At 74.4% G+C, this 14,937-nt stretch carries 10 protein-coding genes; 6 read left to right on the top strand and 4 right to left on the bottom strand.

Features of this window, described 5'->3' with window-relative positions; translation table 11 throughout:
• Nucleotides 1-2: 2 nt before the first annotated feature.
• The 6 genes from JO379_RS31220 (at nucleotide 3) to JO379_RS31245 (ending at nucleotide 7,945) form a co-directional block, all read left to right on the top strand.
• Entirely contained in the window at nucleotides 3-1,208 is a 1,206-nt protein-coding gene (locus JO379_RS31220; protein ID WP_209518986.1) for a LuxE/PaaK family acyltransferase, read from the top strand.
• Entirely contained in the window at nucleotides 1,208-3,715 is a 2,508-nt protein-coding gene (locus JO379_RS31225) for an aldehyde dehydrogenase family protein (protein ID WP_209518092.1), read from the top strand. Before JO379_RS31220 ends, JO379_RS31225 begins: the two co-directional genes overlap by 1 nt.
• Before the next feature lie 136 nt (nucleotides 3,716-3,851).
• Nucleotides 3,852-5,543, top strand: coding sequence for a sensor histidine kinase (locus JO379_RS31230; RefSeq protein ID WP_209518094.1), 1,692 nt, complete (start codon nucleotides 3,852-3,854; stop codon nucleotides 5,541-5,543).
• Nucleotides 5,544-5,558: 15 nt separating this feature from the next.
• On the top strand, nucleotides 5,559-6,212 hold the full coding sequence (locus JO379_RS31235; RefSeq protein WP_130880376.1) for a response regulator: 654 nt from the start codon (nucleotides 5,559-5,561) through the stop codon (nucleotides 6,210-6,212).
• A 214-nt stretch (nucleotides 6,213-6,426) separates the two neighbouring features.
• Nucleotides 6,427-7,077 carry a hypothetical protein gene (locus JO379_RS31240; RefSeq protein WP_209518097.1) on the top strand — a complete coding sequence of 217 codons (651 nt, stop codon included), beginning with the start codon at nucleotides 6,427-6,429 and terminating at the stop codon, nucleotides 7,075-7,077.
• Complete coding sequence (locus tag JO379_RS31245) at nucleotides 7,070-7,945, top strand: hypothetical protein (RefSeq protein WP_209518099.1); 876 nt, start codon at nucleotides 7,070-7,072, stop codon at nucleotides 7,943-7,945. Before JO379_RS31240 ends, JO379_RS31245 begins: the two co-directional genes overlap by 8 nt.
• 97 nt (nucleotides 7,946-8,042) lie before the next feature.
• Here JO379_RS31245 and JO379_RS31250 read toward each other — a convergent pair whose 3' ends face one another.
• The 4 genes from JO379_RS31250 to JO379_RS31265 all read right to left on the bottom strand — a co-directional run bounded on the left by JO379_RS31250 (nucleotide 8,043) and on the right by JO379_RS31265 (nucleotide 14,880).
• Nucleotides 8,043-9,506 carry a hypothetical protein gene (locus tag JO379_RS31250; protein ID WP_209518101.1) on the bottom strand — a complete coding sequence of 488 codons (1,464 nt, stop codon included), beginning with the start codon at nucleotides 9,504-9,506 and terminating at the stop codon, nucleotides 8,043-8,045.
• A 284-nt stretch (nucleotides 9,507-9,790) separates the two neighbouring features.
• Nucleotides 9,791-10,351, bottom strand: coding sequence for a DUF4232 domain-containing protein (locus JO379_RS31255; protein ID WP_209518103.1), 561 nt, complete (start codon nucleotides 10,349-10,351; stop codon nucleotides 9,791-9,793).
• Nucleotides 10,352-10,384: 33 nt separating this feature from the next.
• The gene (locus JO379_RS31260; protein ID WP_209518105.1) at nucleotides 10,385-11,719 is read right to left on the bottom strand and encodes a lanthionine synthetase C family protein; all 1,335 of its coding nucleotides are present in this window, start codon (nucleotides 11,717-11,719) and stop codon (nucleotides 10,385-10,387) included.
• Nucleotides 11,716-14,880, bottom strand: coding sequence for a lantibiotic dehydratase (locus JO379_RS31265; protein WP_209518107.1), 3,165 nt, complete (start codon nucleotides 14,878-14,880; stop codon nucleotides 11,716-11,718). Before JO379_RS31265 ends, JO379_RS31260 begins: the two co-directional genes overlap by 4 nt.
• Nucleotides 14,881-14,937: the final 57 nt, after the last annotated feature.

Here is a 14,937-nt window from a genome sequence, read left to right on the forward strand (position 1 = left end):
CGATGAATCCCCACCTCGCTCCCGTCGACGTCCCCGACCCGGCTCTGCTGTCCCGGGTCCAGGAACTGTGCGACCTGACCGACCCCTACGCCGTCGGCCCCGCCGAGGACGAGCTGTTCGCCGCGGCCATGGCCGAGATCAACGCCTGGCACAGCGCACGCTCCCCGTTCTTCCACAGGCTCCACGAGGCCGCCGAGGCCACCGAGGCCACCGAGGCCGCCGAGGACACAGCCCGGTCAGCGGAAGAAACCGCCCCGGCCGGGGAGTTCACCGCCCCGCTCGTGCACGCGAACTTCTTCAAGCGTCACGAGGTGCTGTCCATTCCCCGGGACGACGTCCATCTGCACCTGACCTCCTCCGGCACCACCGGCCAGAAGTCACAGATGTTCTTCGACGAATGGACCATCCGCTCCGCCCAGCGCATGGTCGCCCGCATCTTCGACCGCAACGGCTGGATCACCCCCGACCAGGAGGTCAACTACCTCCTCTTCAGCTACCAGCCCGCACCCGACCTGAAGCTGGGCACCTCCTTCACCGACAACTACCTCTGCGACTTCGCGCCCGCCCGGAACGTCGAGTACGCCCTGCGCAACACCGGCAACGGGCACGAGTTCGACCCCTTCGGAGTCGTCGCCGCGCTGCGCCGCTACGCCGAGGACGACGTCCCCGTCCGCATCCTGGGCTTCCCCGCGTTCCTCTGGTTCACCCTGGAGCGGATGCGCGCCATGGGACTGCCGCCCCTCACGCTCCCCGAGGGCTCGCTGATCCTCTTCGGCGGTGGCTGGAAGGGCCACGCGGACCAGCAGATCGGCAAGGACGAGCTGTACGGGCGCATCACCGAGCAGCTGGGGGTCCCCTCCGAGCGGATCCGTGACACCTTCGGCTCCGTCGAGCACTGCATTCCCTACATCGAGTGCGACCACCACCGCCTGCACGCTCCCGTCTGGTCCCGGGTGTTCATCCGCTCCACCCGCACGCTCGAACCGCTGCCGTACGGCGAGGCGGGCTATCTGCACCTCGTCTCGCCGTACATCACCTCCGTACCGGCGCAGAGCGTCGTCATGGGCGACCTCGCCACGCTGCACCCGGGCGAGGAATGCGGCTGCGAGCTGAACACCCCCTGGTTCACCCTCCACGGCCGTGCCGGAGTGAGCCGCAACAAGAGCTGTGCGGTGGCCGCCGCCGAACTGATGAAGGGCATGTCGTGATGACCGAAAGCGTGCAGCACCACTACTGGCAGGGCGCGTTCGTCGACGACGAGGAAGCGGGCCGCCGGCTGGCCGGCCTGTCCGCCACGGTCGAGGCGGCACTGGCCGAGCCGCTGGACACCGAGACCGTCCTGGCCGCCTGCGAACAGCTCGCGGCCGCCCTGCGCGACCCGGCCCACCCCACGCACGCCCGCCTGGCGGAGCACTTGGCCGAGGGCGAGGACACCACCGTCCTGACCGAACTGGCCGCCTTCCTCAGCCGGGCGGAGCTGACCACAAAGCTCCGCCGCGAGCTCGGCGGCACCAGCCCGCAGCGGCTGAACCGCCCCGACGCCAAGGAGACCGTCTACGAGGCCTGGGCCCCCGTCGGCCTCGTCGCGCACATCGCCCCCGGCAACGCCGCCACCGTCGCGCCGCTCAGCCTCGTCGAGGGACTCCTCGCCGGCAACGTCAACGTCCTCAAGACCAGCAGCGCCGACACCCTCCTCGCCCAGCACCTGCTCGCCGAACTCGCCGCCCTGGACCCCACGGGCGCCATCGCCGAGCGCGTCATCGTGCTGCGCTTCTCCTCCTCCCGGCAGGACTGGCTGCGCATGATGTGCGCTCCCGCCGACGCCGTGGCGGTGTGGGGCGGCGAGAGTGCCGTCCAGGGCGTCGCGGCCCACGTGCCGCCCGGCTGCCGCCTGGTGGAGTGGGGCCACAAGATCTCCTTCGCCTACCTCACCCGGGACGCCTGGCAGGACCCGGCCGCCCTGGCCGCCCTGGCGACGGACGTCTGCCTGCACGAACAGCAGGCGTGCTCCAGCCCGCAGGTCGTCTACCTCGACACCGAGGACCACGACGAGGTGTTCGCCTTCGCCGAGCGCTTCGCCGCCGTTCTCGGCGGCATGCCGCCCGCCGAGCGCGACACCGTGACGGGCCCCGCGGAGGAGGCCGAGCTCACCACCACCGAGCTCATCGCCCGCCTCGAGGAGCACCTGGACCTGACCCGCGTCATCGCCGCCCCCGACGGCTCCTGGCGTGTCATGGCCGATGTCCGGCCGGCGCTGACCGCCTCCCCGCTGCACCGCAGCGTGTGGGTCAAGCCCCTGCCGCGCAAGAACCTCCTCGGCACCCTGCGCCCCATGCGCCGCTATCTGCAGACCGCCGGTATCGCCGGTGGCCGCACCGACATCGCGGAGCTGTCCCGTCTCGCCCTGGCCGCCGGGGCCACCCGCGTCACCCCGCTCGGCCGGATGCTCGGCGGCTACTCCGGCGAGCCGCACGACGGTGTCTACGCCCTCCAGCGCTACAGCCGCCGCGTGGCCGTCCAGGCCGACGAGCGCTTCGCCACCACGGCCTGCCTCGACGACCTGACCCGGCAGGTCTCCTTCCCGCCGCCCACCGGACCGCTGCTCGACAAGGCCGCCGTCCAGAAGCTCAACGACGCCGTCGACCCGCGCGACGCCGAGCTGTACTTCCGCAGCGGCGGCAGCACCGGCAAGCCCGCCCTGTCCCTGTTCACCTACGACGACTACGACACGCAGATGCGCGCCGCCGCCCGCGGCCTGCTCGCCGCGGGCTACGACCCGGCGCGCGACCGCACCGCCAACCTCTTCTTCTGCGGCGGCATGTACGGCGGCTTCATCAGCTTCTTCTCCATCCTGGAGCGGCTGGGCGGAACCCAGATGCCGATGGCGGCCGGCCCCGACCACCGGGTCACCGCCGAGATGCTCGTCACCCACGAGGTGGACACCCTCTTCGGCATGCCCTCCTACCTCTGGCAGCTCCTCCACGACCAGGCGGACCTGCTGCGCTCGTACGGCGGCATCCGCAAGATCTTCTACGGCGGGGAGCACTTCACCGCCGAGCAGCGCCGCGTCCTGACCGAGGACTTCGGCATCGAGATGGTCCGCTCCATCACCTACGGATCCACCGACCTCGGCCCGCTCGGCTACCAGTGCACCGAGTCCACCGGCGGCGTCCACCACCTGCACGCCGACCTGCACACCATGGAGATCCTGCACACCGACGCCGACCGGCCGGTCGAGCCCGGCGAGACCGGCCGTCTGGTGTTCTCCACCCACGCCCGGCGGGGCCAGAACCTCGGCCGGTACGTCATCGGTGACCTCGGCCGCGCCCTGCCCGGCCCCTGCCCCTGCGGCAACACGTCGCCGCGCTTCGAGCTGCTCGGCCGGGGCGGCGACGTGATGCGCGTGGCGTCGTACTTCCTCAACTACCGGCGCTTCGTGGCCATCGCCGAGCAGGACCGCGGCTACCGCGGCGAACTCCAGGTGCTGCTCGCCCGCACCGAGGCCCGCGAACAGCTCACCGTCCGCGTCGAGGCCACGGACACGGCGGGGCCGAAGGAGCTGCGGGCGGCCTTCCTGGCGGGCTACGAGGAACTGCGCTCGGCCGTCGACGACCGGCTGCTCGACCTCGTCGTGGAGACGGCCGACGGCGCCGACTTCGCCCGTACGGCGGCGAGCGGCAAGCTGCGCGCCGTCGTCGACGACCGGCAGGGCTGAGCCGGCCGGGAGGCGGCTTCGGCGGACCGAGGGCGGTCCGCCGAAGCCGCCTTGCCCGCCGGTCTCGACTTTGGTCGGCCCAAGTCGAGACTTTGGATGTACGCCCAGGGCCGCCCGCGCTGCTTATGGTGCGGGGATGAGAGCGACAGCGTGGGCCCGTGGCCTGTGGCGACGGGTGACGGAGCCGGGCCAGTGGCCCCGGCGGCGGCTGGTGGGGGAGAGCGCGCTGGCCCTGGTGCTCGGCCTGCTCGCCGCGGGCCTGGAGGACATCAGCGGGGCCGGCTGGCCTCGGACGGCCGCCGTCGCCATCGTCGTCGCCGCCCTGTCGCTGCTGCGGCGCGCGCTGCCCACGCCCGTCCTGCTCGCCTCGGGAGCCCTGGCCGGGGTGTCGCCGGGCGGAGTGCTGCTGCTCATGCCGGTCGCCTGGTCCGCCGGGCGGCGGATCGACGGCGTGGTGCGGGCCCTGGTGGCCTTCACCGCGTCCGGTGTGCTGTGCGTCGGGCTCTCCCTCGTCGAGGATCCCCCCACCCCCTCGACCCTGGTCCTCACCACCCTCTTCTTCCTGGTCTCGGTGGTCGTGCCGGGCCTCGCCAGCCGCTACTGGTCCCAGCGGCGCACCCTGCTGCGCGCTCTGCAGGAGCGCAACGCCCAGCTGCTGCGCGAGCGCCAGATGATCGCCGGGCAGGCCAGGATGCGCGAACGCCAGCGCATCGCCCAGGACATGCACGACAGCCTCGGTCACCAGCTCGCCCTGATCGCCGTGCACACCGGCGCCCTCGAGGTGGACCGGGAGCTGACCGGCCGGCAGCGCGAGGCGGTCGGGGTGCTGCGGGAGGCGTCCGTGGCCGCCATGCACGAACTGCGCGAAGTGGTCGGCATCCTCAAGGACGGCGGTGCGCAGGAGGAGCCGGCAGCCCAGGCCGCCTCCCGGGTGGTGGCCGGCATCGAGGCCCTGGTCGAGTCGGCGGCCGCGGCCGGCACCCCGGTGCTGCTCGAACGCTCCGGGGAGCCGCGGCCGCTGGCGCCGGCCGCCGACCACGCCGCGTACCGCATCGCGCAGGAAGGCCTGACCAACGCGTACAAGCACGCGCCCGGCGCGCCGATCACCGTCAGCCTGCGCTACGAACCCGACTCGCTGGTGGTGGAGGTCGCCAACGGCCCCGTACCGGGGGAGTCCGCGCCGTGGCCCGGGGCGGTCAGCGGCGGGCAGGGGCTCATGGGGCTGCGGGAGCGGGCCCGGCTGGTCGGCGGGATGGTGCACGCCGGACCGGTGGACGCCGGCGGTTTCCGGCTCGCGGGGGTGCTGCCGTACGAGACGGGGGAGGCGCGAAAGACGACCTTCGGCGACGCGACGGACGACTTCCGGCAGCAGACCGGTGCCGAGGCCCCCGGCGACGGTGGACCGGTCATCGACTGGTCCGATCCGCGCGAGGAGTTCAAGAACATCATGGGGTCGACGAGGAGGAACCACGGCTGTCTGATCGGCTGCGGGGCGGGGGTGCTGATCCTGGCCGGCCTCGTGGTGGCGTTGGTGTTCGGCGCGGGCAAGCTGCTGGACGAGGTCGACAAGGCCATGATCGACCCGAGTGTCTACGCGTCGGTGCACGTCGGCGACCCCGAGGACCGGGTCCGCGAGAAGCTGCCCTCGGGCAAGTCCTTCTTCACCATCGACGCCAAGCGCCAGGCGCCGCCCGAGCCCCCGGGCGCCGGCTGCCTTACGCTGCTGTCCACCGATTCGTCGAAGGGCCTGTCCACCGACACCGTGTACCGGTTCTGCTTCAAGGACGGGAAACTGATCGAGAAGCGTGAGTTCGACGTCAAGAACTAACCAGCAGGAGACCAGGTGATACGCGTCCTCGTCGCCGACGACGAGCCCCTCATCCGGGCGGGGATCAGGATGATCCTCACGTCCGCCGACGACATCGAGGTCGTCGCCGAGGCGGCGGACGGGCGCGAGGCGGTCGAGCTGGCGCTCCGGCACCGGCTGGACGTCGCGCTGCTGGACATCCAGATGCCCGTCCTGGACGGCCTCTCGGCCCTCGCCGAGCTGGGGCGCACGGCCCCCGGCGTCCGGGCGCTGATCCTGACCACTTTCGGCGAGCGGGACAACGTCCTGCGGGCGCTGCGGCACGGTGGGGCGGGGTTCCTGCTGAAGGACTCGGCCCCCGGTGAACTCATCGCGGCGGTCCGGGCGGCCGCCGCGGGCGACGCGTACCTCTCGCCCGCGGCCACCCGCCATGTGGCGGACTCCCTCGCCGCCGGCCCCGCCGCCTCCCGGTCCGAGGAGGCACGGCGGCGGGTGGCGGTGCTGAGCGAGCGGGAGCGCGAGGTGCTGGCGCTGCTCGGCGAGGGGCTGTCCAACGCCGACGCCGGCCGGCGGATCCATATGAGCGAGGCCACCGTGAAGACGTACGTCAGCCGGATCCTCGCCAAGCTCGGCTGCGAGAACCGGGTCCGGGCGGCGCTGCTGGCACGCGACGCGGGGCTGGGCGTCTGAGCGTCGCCCCTTCGGCGGCACCAGGTCTCCTTTTCCGTCCCGGGACCTCCGCGCACCCCTCTCCGCGCGCCCTTCGGCGCGCGCCGGAGCCCGGCCGGGGGCCCGCACCTCACCCCGCCCGTCACAGCCGGTGGCGCGGTGGAGGCGCGGGGAAACATACCGGGGTGCTCCGCGCCCGGCTGCGGGAGCGGGAGCCGGGAGGGAAGGGTGTTCCATGCCAGATATCCGTCTCGAACCCCCACCGGACCGACCTCGACTGCCGGAGTTCCCCGCCACCGTGGAACCCGCGATCCGCGACATCCCGGGCCCCGGCCCGGAGCCGGGCCCGGCCGAGCCCCTCGTCTGCGAGCGCGCGGCCGCCCCCACGGGCGAGGAACTGCTGAGCCGGGTCTCACCCGTACTGACGACGGACGACCGGGTCCGCGCCGCGCTGGACGGCTGCCGTTACGCCCTCCTCGGCGCGAGCGCCCTCACCGACGACAAGCACCGGGCCACCCCCGCGATCCTCGTCCTCGCCTACGACTACACGGGCGGACGGACCCTGGAGATCACCCTCGACGACGGCGCGCCGCCCACGGTCACCGGCCTGGTGGAGAGCTCCGCCCAACCCGGCCTGTCCGACGCCGAGATCGCGCGTGCGGTGACGCTCGCCCGGACCCACCCCGAGGTCGTCCGGCGGGCCACTGCCGACTGCGTCCCCATGGTGCTGCTCACCAGCGACGTCGCCGAGGGCGACGAGCACCACGGCCACCGCCGGGCCTACGTCGGGTTCGGGCTGCCGGACGAGCGGCTGCCCCGGGTCCGGGTCATCGTGGACCTCGGCGAGGAGCGGGTGCTCGGCGCGGGAGGTGACGGCGATGAGTGAGACGGGGCACGTCGTGTGGCCCGGGGCCGCGAATCCGCTGTGGGTCTTCGACTGGCGGCTGGCGGACGCGCCCGACGAAGAGGGCATCGTGATCCTGGCCGCCTCCTACCGGGGGCACCGCGTGTTCTCGAAGGCGAGCCTGCCCTCGCTGCGGGTGCAGTACCACGGGCCCTGCGGCCCGTTCAAGGACCCCCTCAACTACAACAACGCCCACCCCACGACCCGTTGCCCCCGGAGCCGGGTCTGCGCCTACTCCTACACCGGCGCCGGGCGGCGCGCCCTGAGCGTGGAGTCCTACCACACCATCGGCGCCTACCGGCTGACGCACCGCTGGACCTTCTGGGAGCACGGTGTGGTGATGCCCCGGCTCTTCAGCGCGGGACTCCAGTGCCACTACGACCACCGGCATCACACCTACTGGCGGTTCGACTTCGACATCGACAACAGCCGGCGCGATCTGCTGCTGGAATACAACAACTACACCGCCGACGAGGGCTGGGGAGTCGGCTGGCACCCGTTCCGCACCGAGGCCAAAAGGGTGAAGAACCCGCCCTCCCGGCGCAGTTGGGCCGTCCTCGACCGGGACAGCGGGCGCGGCTACCATCTGCTGCCCGGCGCGAACGACGGCGTCGCCAACGCCTTCTCCTCCTCCGACCTGTGGCTGCTGCGCTACCGCGCGAGCGAGGACCGCTACGGCAGGCAGGGCGGGGCGCACGCCGACGGCCTCGACGCGTATGTGAACGGCGAGAGCACCGACGGGCAGGACGTGGTGGTCTGGTACTGCGGGCACCTCTTCCACCGCGTCCACGAGGGCGGTGACGACTGGCACAGCGTCGGCCCGGACCTCGTGCCCTTCGGCCCCTGGTGACGGCTCGGCGGGCACTGCCGACGAGCCCCCGCGACGCCCACGGGCCGGGTGCCCGGGAGGAGTCGAACTCCTCCCGGGCACCCGGCCCTCCGGGGGCTCAGTGCCCCTTGGCCCGCGGTGCCGTGGACACCGATCCCTGGCCGCCTCCGAGCTTCCACTCCCGGTGCAGCGAACCGAGGGGAATGCGCTTCTCGAAGATCGGCGTGCCGAATATCCGCAGCTGCGCCTGGAGCGCGCCCGACAGGTCGAACCCGCCGAACGCCGCCCACCGTCCGGTGGCGGAGGCGGTGCCGTCGCTCGCACCGGTGGCGCTGCCCTCGGCCTCGGCCCGCAGGTACGGGGCGAGTTCGGCGTTGACACCCGCCATGCCGTACAGCCCGACGGCCGCCTCGGCGCCGAGCGTGGCCTTCACCTGGCCCGCCGCGGTCGCCGTCGCGACCACCGGGGTGGCCTTCAGGCCGGACTTCGAAACGGGGCTCCAGCCCTTGCCCCGGGTGTAGTTGCCGCCGACCCGGAAGTCGCCCTTGACGCTCTGCTTGACGTCGACACCGATCCGGCCGTCACCGTCCACCTGGAGGTAGCAGGTGAGGTCGACGTTCACGACGACCGGTACCGGACCCACCTGGATGACGGGCGCGGCGTGCAGCTTCGCGAACGGCAGCCGCAGCGGCTTGCCGTCCTTGGTGGACCCGGCCGCCTGTCCCTTCAGCTCCCACTGCGAGGACCAGTCGCCGGAGAGCCCCAGGGACGCGGTCCCGGGCGATCCCGCGGAGCCGAACCCGCCGCCGTTGTAGGAGAAGTCGACCTCGGGGGCCAGCTGGACGAAGCCCGCCACCGATGCCTCGGCGGACACCGGAGCGCCCTTGGCCGTGGGGACCGAGGCTCCGACATCGATCCGCAGGCTGCCCAGCGGCACCTTCCCGCCCTGGGGCCCGAACCGGACGTCACCGGTCTTCGCCCAGGAGACGTTCGTGCCCTTCAGCAGCGGCTCGACCTTCATGGCGGCCGGGTCGACGGGCACCTTGCCGTCGGCCTTGGCGTCGCCCAGCAGGGCACCGAGGGTCGCCGGGGCCGTGTTGACCTCGGTGCCCCGCTCGGTCTTCCCCAGCACCTTGGTGACCTTGGCGAGCACACCGTTGGGCGCGCCGGGGGCGGGCGCGCTCGCGATGACGTCACCGACGGCCACGGCCGACTTCGGGGGTGCCGCCTCGGCCGGCGACGTGTGACCCGGCGTGGGCTTCTTCGGCACGTCCGGCGCGCCGGAGATGACGGCCCGTCCGCTCTTGCGGTCGAACGAGGCGATCTTCAGCGAGGACTTCTGTGCCTGACGGCCGCCGCCGGAGGGACGGGCCACGGCGCTCGGGGCACCGGCAGCACGGTCCGGCGCCGCCTGGACGGCGAGCTGCGGGGCGGGGGCCGCCACCGGGGAAGCGCCGCCCTTCGGCTCCGCGTCGCCGCCGGCCGCGCCGGGGGAGGGGGAGGCGGCCGAACACCCGGCGACGAGCAGGGAGGCGGCGGCGAGAGCGGGCAGTAAAGCGGTACTTCTGTGGGTCTTGCGCAAAATGGGATCCTCGGAAGCGTGAGGTGGGGGCAGGCCGCAGGGAATCGACACCTGCGGATTGCGTCACACGGCTGCGGGCGCGTTGTGTACCCGCCGGTAATGATCCGCATGATCATGCCATGCGCACGCTGACGACGGCCCCGCTTGCCCCGCCACCGGGGCGATGATCTGGATCACATCCCGCGGACGACGCGTCAACTCCCCGCGCCCCCGGGCCCGGCGGGGCACCGCGGCGTCTCCCGACGGCCCGTCACACGGCGTGGGCGACGTCCCCGGCCCGTCTCTCACCTCCGGGACGGCGGCTTCCACGGACTGACACCGACCTTGCCGGTGGTCCCCAGGTCGATGACGGAGTCCGGCTTCACCGTCTGCCAGGGCTCCCCCTTCGCCGGGGCCACCTGAAGGTACGTGGCGCGCACGGCGGTCGCCGCCGGATCCGGCACGGTGGTCCGCCACAGCAGCCCCGCCACGGCCTTCTCCCCGGGCCGCAGGGTCACGGCCCGGGGGCTCGCGCCGCCGGTGCCGGCGACGGAGGAGGGCCCCTCGGTGACCGTGACGTCGATCCGCTCGCGGTCGCCGTCCAGGACCCGGACCACCGGAGAGCCCTGCACGGTGTAGGGCCGCGCACCGCAGTTGACCAACTCCAGGGTCAGCGAACGCAGCCCCATGGCACCGTCGACGGGACCCGCCGTGATCTCGGCGCACGGCCGGGGAGGGGCCGCGTCCGTCGACGGCGCGGCCGAGGGGGAGGCGGTGCAGGCGGCGAGGAGAGCGGTCACGGCGACCGGCGCGGCCGTTCGCCCGGGGCGGCGCGTCCGGCGCACCGCGGCGCAGATCGTGTTCACCCGCCGATCGTCCCACGTCCCCGCACACCCGGCTCACGCCAGCAGCAGCGCCCGGTCCCAGCGGGTCACCGGGGCGGTGTCGGTGGCGAAGGTGTGCAGCGCGAGTGCCGCGCCCGCCGCGCCGGTGAGGAAGCCGGCGGGGTCGCTGACGGTGCCGGCGTCCGGCAGCGGGGGCCGCAGGCCGAAGGGCCGGTCGGGGGCCGCCAGCTCCAGGACCCGGTCGGCGAGCCAGGGCAGCCACGCGCGCAGTCGCGCGTCCCCGGTGTCGTCCGCCATGCGCCAGGTGGCCTGCAGGACACCGGCCCAGCCATGGCACAACCCCGCGTCCGTCAACCCCGTCCCCGCCGGCCCGCCCTGGGCGTGACGGGCGCGGGAGAGCGCCGCGTGCCAGCCGGCGAGCGCGGCACGGCGCCACTCGGGCACGTCCAGCGCGCTCCCCGCCAGATACAGCGCCCTCGCGATGCCCACGGTTCCGTAGCACCACGACGCCCGGCCCGGTGCACTCTCGTTGGCGGTCACGGCCCCGCCGGGGGCCAGCACCAGCGTGCGGGGCCACCAGCTGCCCTCCTCGTCCCGCCGCTCGATGTCCATCAGCCACTCGGCGAGCACCCGGATGGCCCGCTCCTGCCCGGGCACGACCACGTGGTGCCGCCAGGCCAGGGCCAGCAGGGCCAGCGGACCGGGCGCGCCGTGCGCCAGGCCGACGTTGGCATGGCCGGTCTCCGGGGCCGTCGGCGCGTAACCGGAGGAGTGCTGGGCGGTCCACCAGCCCGGCAGCGAACGCCCGTCGAGCCGCAGCGGCACGGCCAGCCCCGTCAGTGCCGTCAGGACCTCGGCCAGCGTCTCGCCGCTGCCCTCGACACCGTCCTGCCGGCCGTCGAGCAGATGCGCGCCCAGGCCCGCCAGCCCCGAGATCACGTCGTACGTCCCGACGCTCACGCACTCCCCGCCGTGCGGGCGGCGCCGCCGTTCCCAGGCGGCGAGCCCCCGGGCGAACGCCCGCACGTGCCCGGCGAGCCGTGCGGCGGCCCGGACCGGGCGGCCGGAGACCAGCTCGGCACGGCACATGGCGAAGGACAGCGCGGGGATGCCCAGATACAGGCCCGGAGCCGAAGGAGGGGTGGCCCCCGACGCGTCGTTGGCGTGGGCGACCGCGTGGGCCAGCCACCGGTGCGCGGCGCCCAGGGCGCCTTCCGCCGCCCGCCCGCGCTCCAGGTGCAGCAGCGCGATGCCCGGCGCGCCGTCGCTCAAGGTGAGGGTCCGCGACGGGTCCCCCCGGGCCGGCAGCAGGGCCCGGACGCGGTCCGGGTCGGCGAGCCGCCCGGCGATGTCGGCGGAGAGGGCCGCCGCCCTGTCCCGTGTGCTCATGCCCGCGCCTGCTCCCGGCCGATGTGCGCCCGGACCGCCAGACGCGCCAGGGCCAGCGACTCCTCCTCGGCACCGCGGGCCGTTCCCACGAGCCGGTTGTGATGCATGTGCGACAGCGACGTCAGGACCGCGCCGCCCTCGGCCCACGCCGCCTCGCCGAGACCGCGCAGCCGGGCCCCGTACGCCGCGACGGCCGGGCCGCGCCGCTCCCAGGCGCGCAGCACCTGCGCCCCGCCCGGCCGCCGGGCCAGCTCGATCCACCGGCCGTCCGGATCGACGAGCCGCCGCGCCTCCTGCCGCAGGGCGGCCGGTGCCGCCCGGTGCCCGAGCGGGCCCGCGTCGGCCGCCAGCCGGTACGCCGCCTCGCGGTGGCCGGGGCCGTCGGTGCCGGGGAAGAAACGGTGGGCCAGATCCACGTAATTGGCCGCGGCCAGCAGCCGCGGGTCGATGTCCAGGGCGCCTTCACGGAGCAGGGCCACCTGATCCAGGCAGGCCCGGCTGTCCGCGTCGAAGGCCGCCTCGGCGTCCGCCATCGCCTCGGGCCCGCCGTAGCGCTCCCACTCGGGTTCGTAGGCGTCCAGCACCATGCGCGCGCACCAGCCCTGCCGCCGTAACTCGTCGGCCCACCGCCCCAGGAGGGGCAGCAGCCGGCCGCCGAGGACCTCCGGGGTGCCGTGGAAACGCAGCCGCAGGTGGGGCGCGGGGTCGCTGTAGCGGAGGAAGTGCCAGCGGTCCACCCCCTCGGGCAGCCGGCTCAGCAGGCCGGGGAGCCGCCGGGCGAGCAGCGTGTCCTGGTGTTCCGCGGCGCAGTACAGCTTGGCGTACAGCCACCGCGACCCCGGGGCGTGGACCGGGTGCGGACGGACCGGGCCGATGGCCGGAGGCCGGGCCGTGCCCGGGGTGGTCCGTACGAGCGGGAAGGCGACCTCGGTGGGCCGACCCCCGGACCAGCCGTGGCCGTACGCACCCGCCGCGGGCAGCTCCTGGAGGAACGCCCCCGGGCGGCGCTGCCACTCGTGCCGCAGCAACTCCAGGTGTTCAGGATCCTTCAGATCGAGGGCGATGCGGTGGTCGGCGTACACCGAGGCGACCTCGTCGGGCACGCCCGCCCTGGCGCGCCAGGCGGCGAATCGCCGCCGCCAGGTGCCCGGTGGTGTGGCGGGCGTGCCGAGCGCGGGATCGGCGGGCCGCCAGCGGGCCGGTGCCAGCACGGTCCGGCCGTAGCGCACGCGCGGCAGGAAGGGCAGGGCGGCGGCCGTGCCCCAGTCCCACCCCGGCCACGCGGCCTCGCCGCCGCGCGGGATCTCCTCCAGGAAACGGGCCACATCGGGGGCGTTGCCCGGGGGCAGCACCATGGTCGGCAGCGTGGGGACGACCTCGCGCCCCAGCGCGGTCGACACCAGGGCCAGCCGCCGGGGTTCGGCCACCACGGCCAGTTCCGCGAGACCGAGGGCGCGCGGGGAACCGCGGTCGGTGAACGCGGACACGGTGATGGTGTGATCGAGCCACCCGGGGACCTTGGAGACGTTCGCGGCCCTGCCCGTGCGCGGCGAGAAGCCCAACTGGGCGCGGACCGCCGCCGGATTGCGGGTGGGTGCGGACCGTACGACGCGGCCGAAGTCCTCGGCGGCCTCGCCCAGCACATGGGCGAACCGTCCGGCGACCGCCCCCGCGACCCCGGACACCCCGCCCACGACCAGCCGGAACTCGCCCTCGGCCATGGCCGTCACGGAGTCTGCCAGCACCTCGGCCAGCAGGTCGAACGACGGCGGCGGGCCGGGGCCGTCCGCCGGGGCGGGCCCGGCAGCGGCCCCGCGGAGTTCGGCCAGCAGCTCGTCGTCGAGCAGGAGCTCGCGCCGCGACGCCATGGCCGCCTCCTGGGCCCAGGCCAGCAGCAGCCGGTCGCGCGCGCCCACCCCTTCGTCGCTCCCGCCGCCCCAACGGCCGCCGGGCGCGCGGGCGGCGCCGTAACCGTCGGGGACGCCCGGCCCGCGCGCGGGATCGAGCAGTTCCAGCAGCGGAACCGGCCTGCCCGTGCCGTAGCGTTCCAGAAACTCGGCATGGAAGTCGCGGAGATGACGGGGGCCCGGCCGGCCCGCGGACAAGGACACCAGCGCCCGGGCCGCGCGTTCCGCTTCCTCCCGTACGACGAGCGGCAGGCGGACGTCGGCGTCCAGCGCCAGATCGACCTGCACCGAATGCTCGGCGGGCCGAAGGGCGCGCATGCGGTCGGTCAGGGCCGCCAGCGCCGGGCCGCCCCGGCCGACGGGCGCGGCGGCGTAGGCCGCCAGCCCGCTCCGGATGTCGATCAGCTCGTCGACGACCCGGCGGCTGTCGGGCGAGAGGGCACCGCTGTGCCCGGCCAGCAGGCCGAGGACGTGCTCCACCGGGTCGCCGTCGTCCAGCGGCGGCCGCAGCCCGGTGAGCAGCAGGCCGAGGCGGACGAGCTCGGCGGCCATCCGCGCCACGGTGTCCGTGGCCACGTCCGGATGGTCCTCGCCCAGCAGTTTGACCAGATCGGGCCAGGCGACCGGGGTCGCGGCCAGCTCGAAGGCGCGGCGCACGGGGTCGGTGTGACGTACCGACACCTCCTGGGTGCCCGTACCGTCCCGGTGCGGTCCCTCGCCCCGCCCCGGTGCCGGGACGAAGGGCAGGACGAGCCGGTCGCCGCGGACCGTGCACAGGTCATTGGCGGTGACGTCCAGGAGGGCCAGGACGGTGGGGTCGCGTTCCAGGCGGGCGACGACGTCGAGGAGCCAGCCCATGTCCGCCCGGGCGGCCTTGGTGTGTGCCGAGCCCCAGTGTGCCCGGGGGACGGGGCCGAAACCGGCGGCGGTCACTCCGGCCATGATGCCGAAGGGGGTGGCCCGGCCGCTCATCCGCAGCTGATAGCGGGTCACCGCGCGGAACGCCCGGCGTGTCTCCTTGGGTGACAGGGCCTGCCCCGCCGCGGCCCTGTCCAGGACACGGGCCAGGGACGGACTGGCCAGGGCGACGGCCTCACGGAACAGACCGTCGGCCGCGGCCTGCCGCAGCCGGGCCGCATCCCCCGGATCCGGGCTCCCCGCCACGGCGCCCGGCGGACGGACGGCCGCCCGGAGCAGGACGGTATCGGCACAGGCGAACCCCGCGGCCCCGTCCCCGTTGTCCCTGCCTGGCACCCGCAACACCTTCGTTTCCCTTCGCCGCCTCGGTGATCCTCGCTCCCCGGCGTGGGT

This window comes from Streptomyces syringium (genome assembly GCF_017876625.1).
Lineage (GTDB): Bacteria > Actinomycetota > Actinomycetes > Streptomycetales > Streptomycetaceae > Streptomyces > Streptomyces syringius.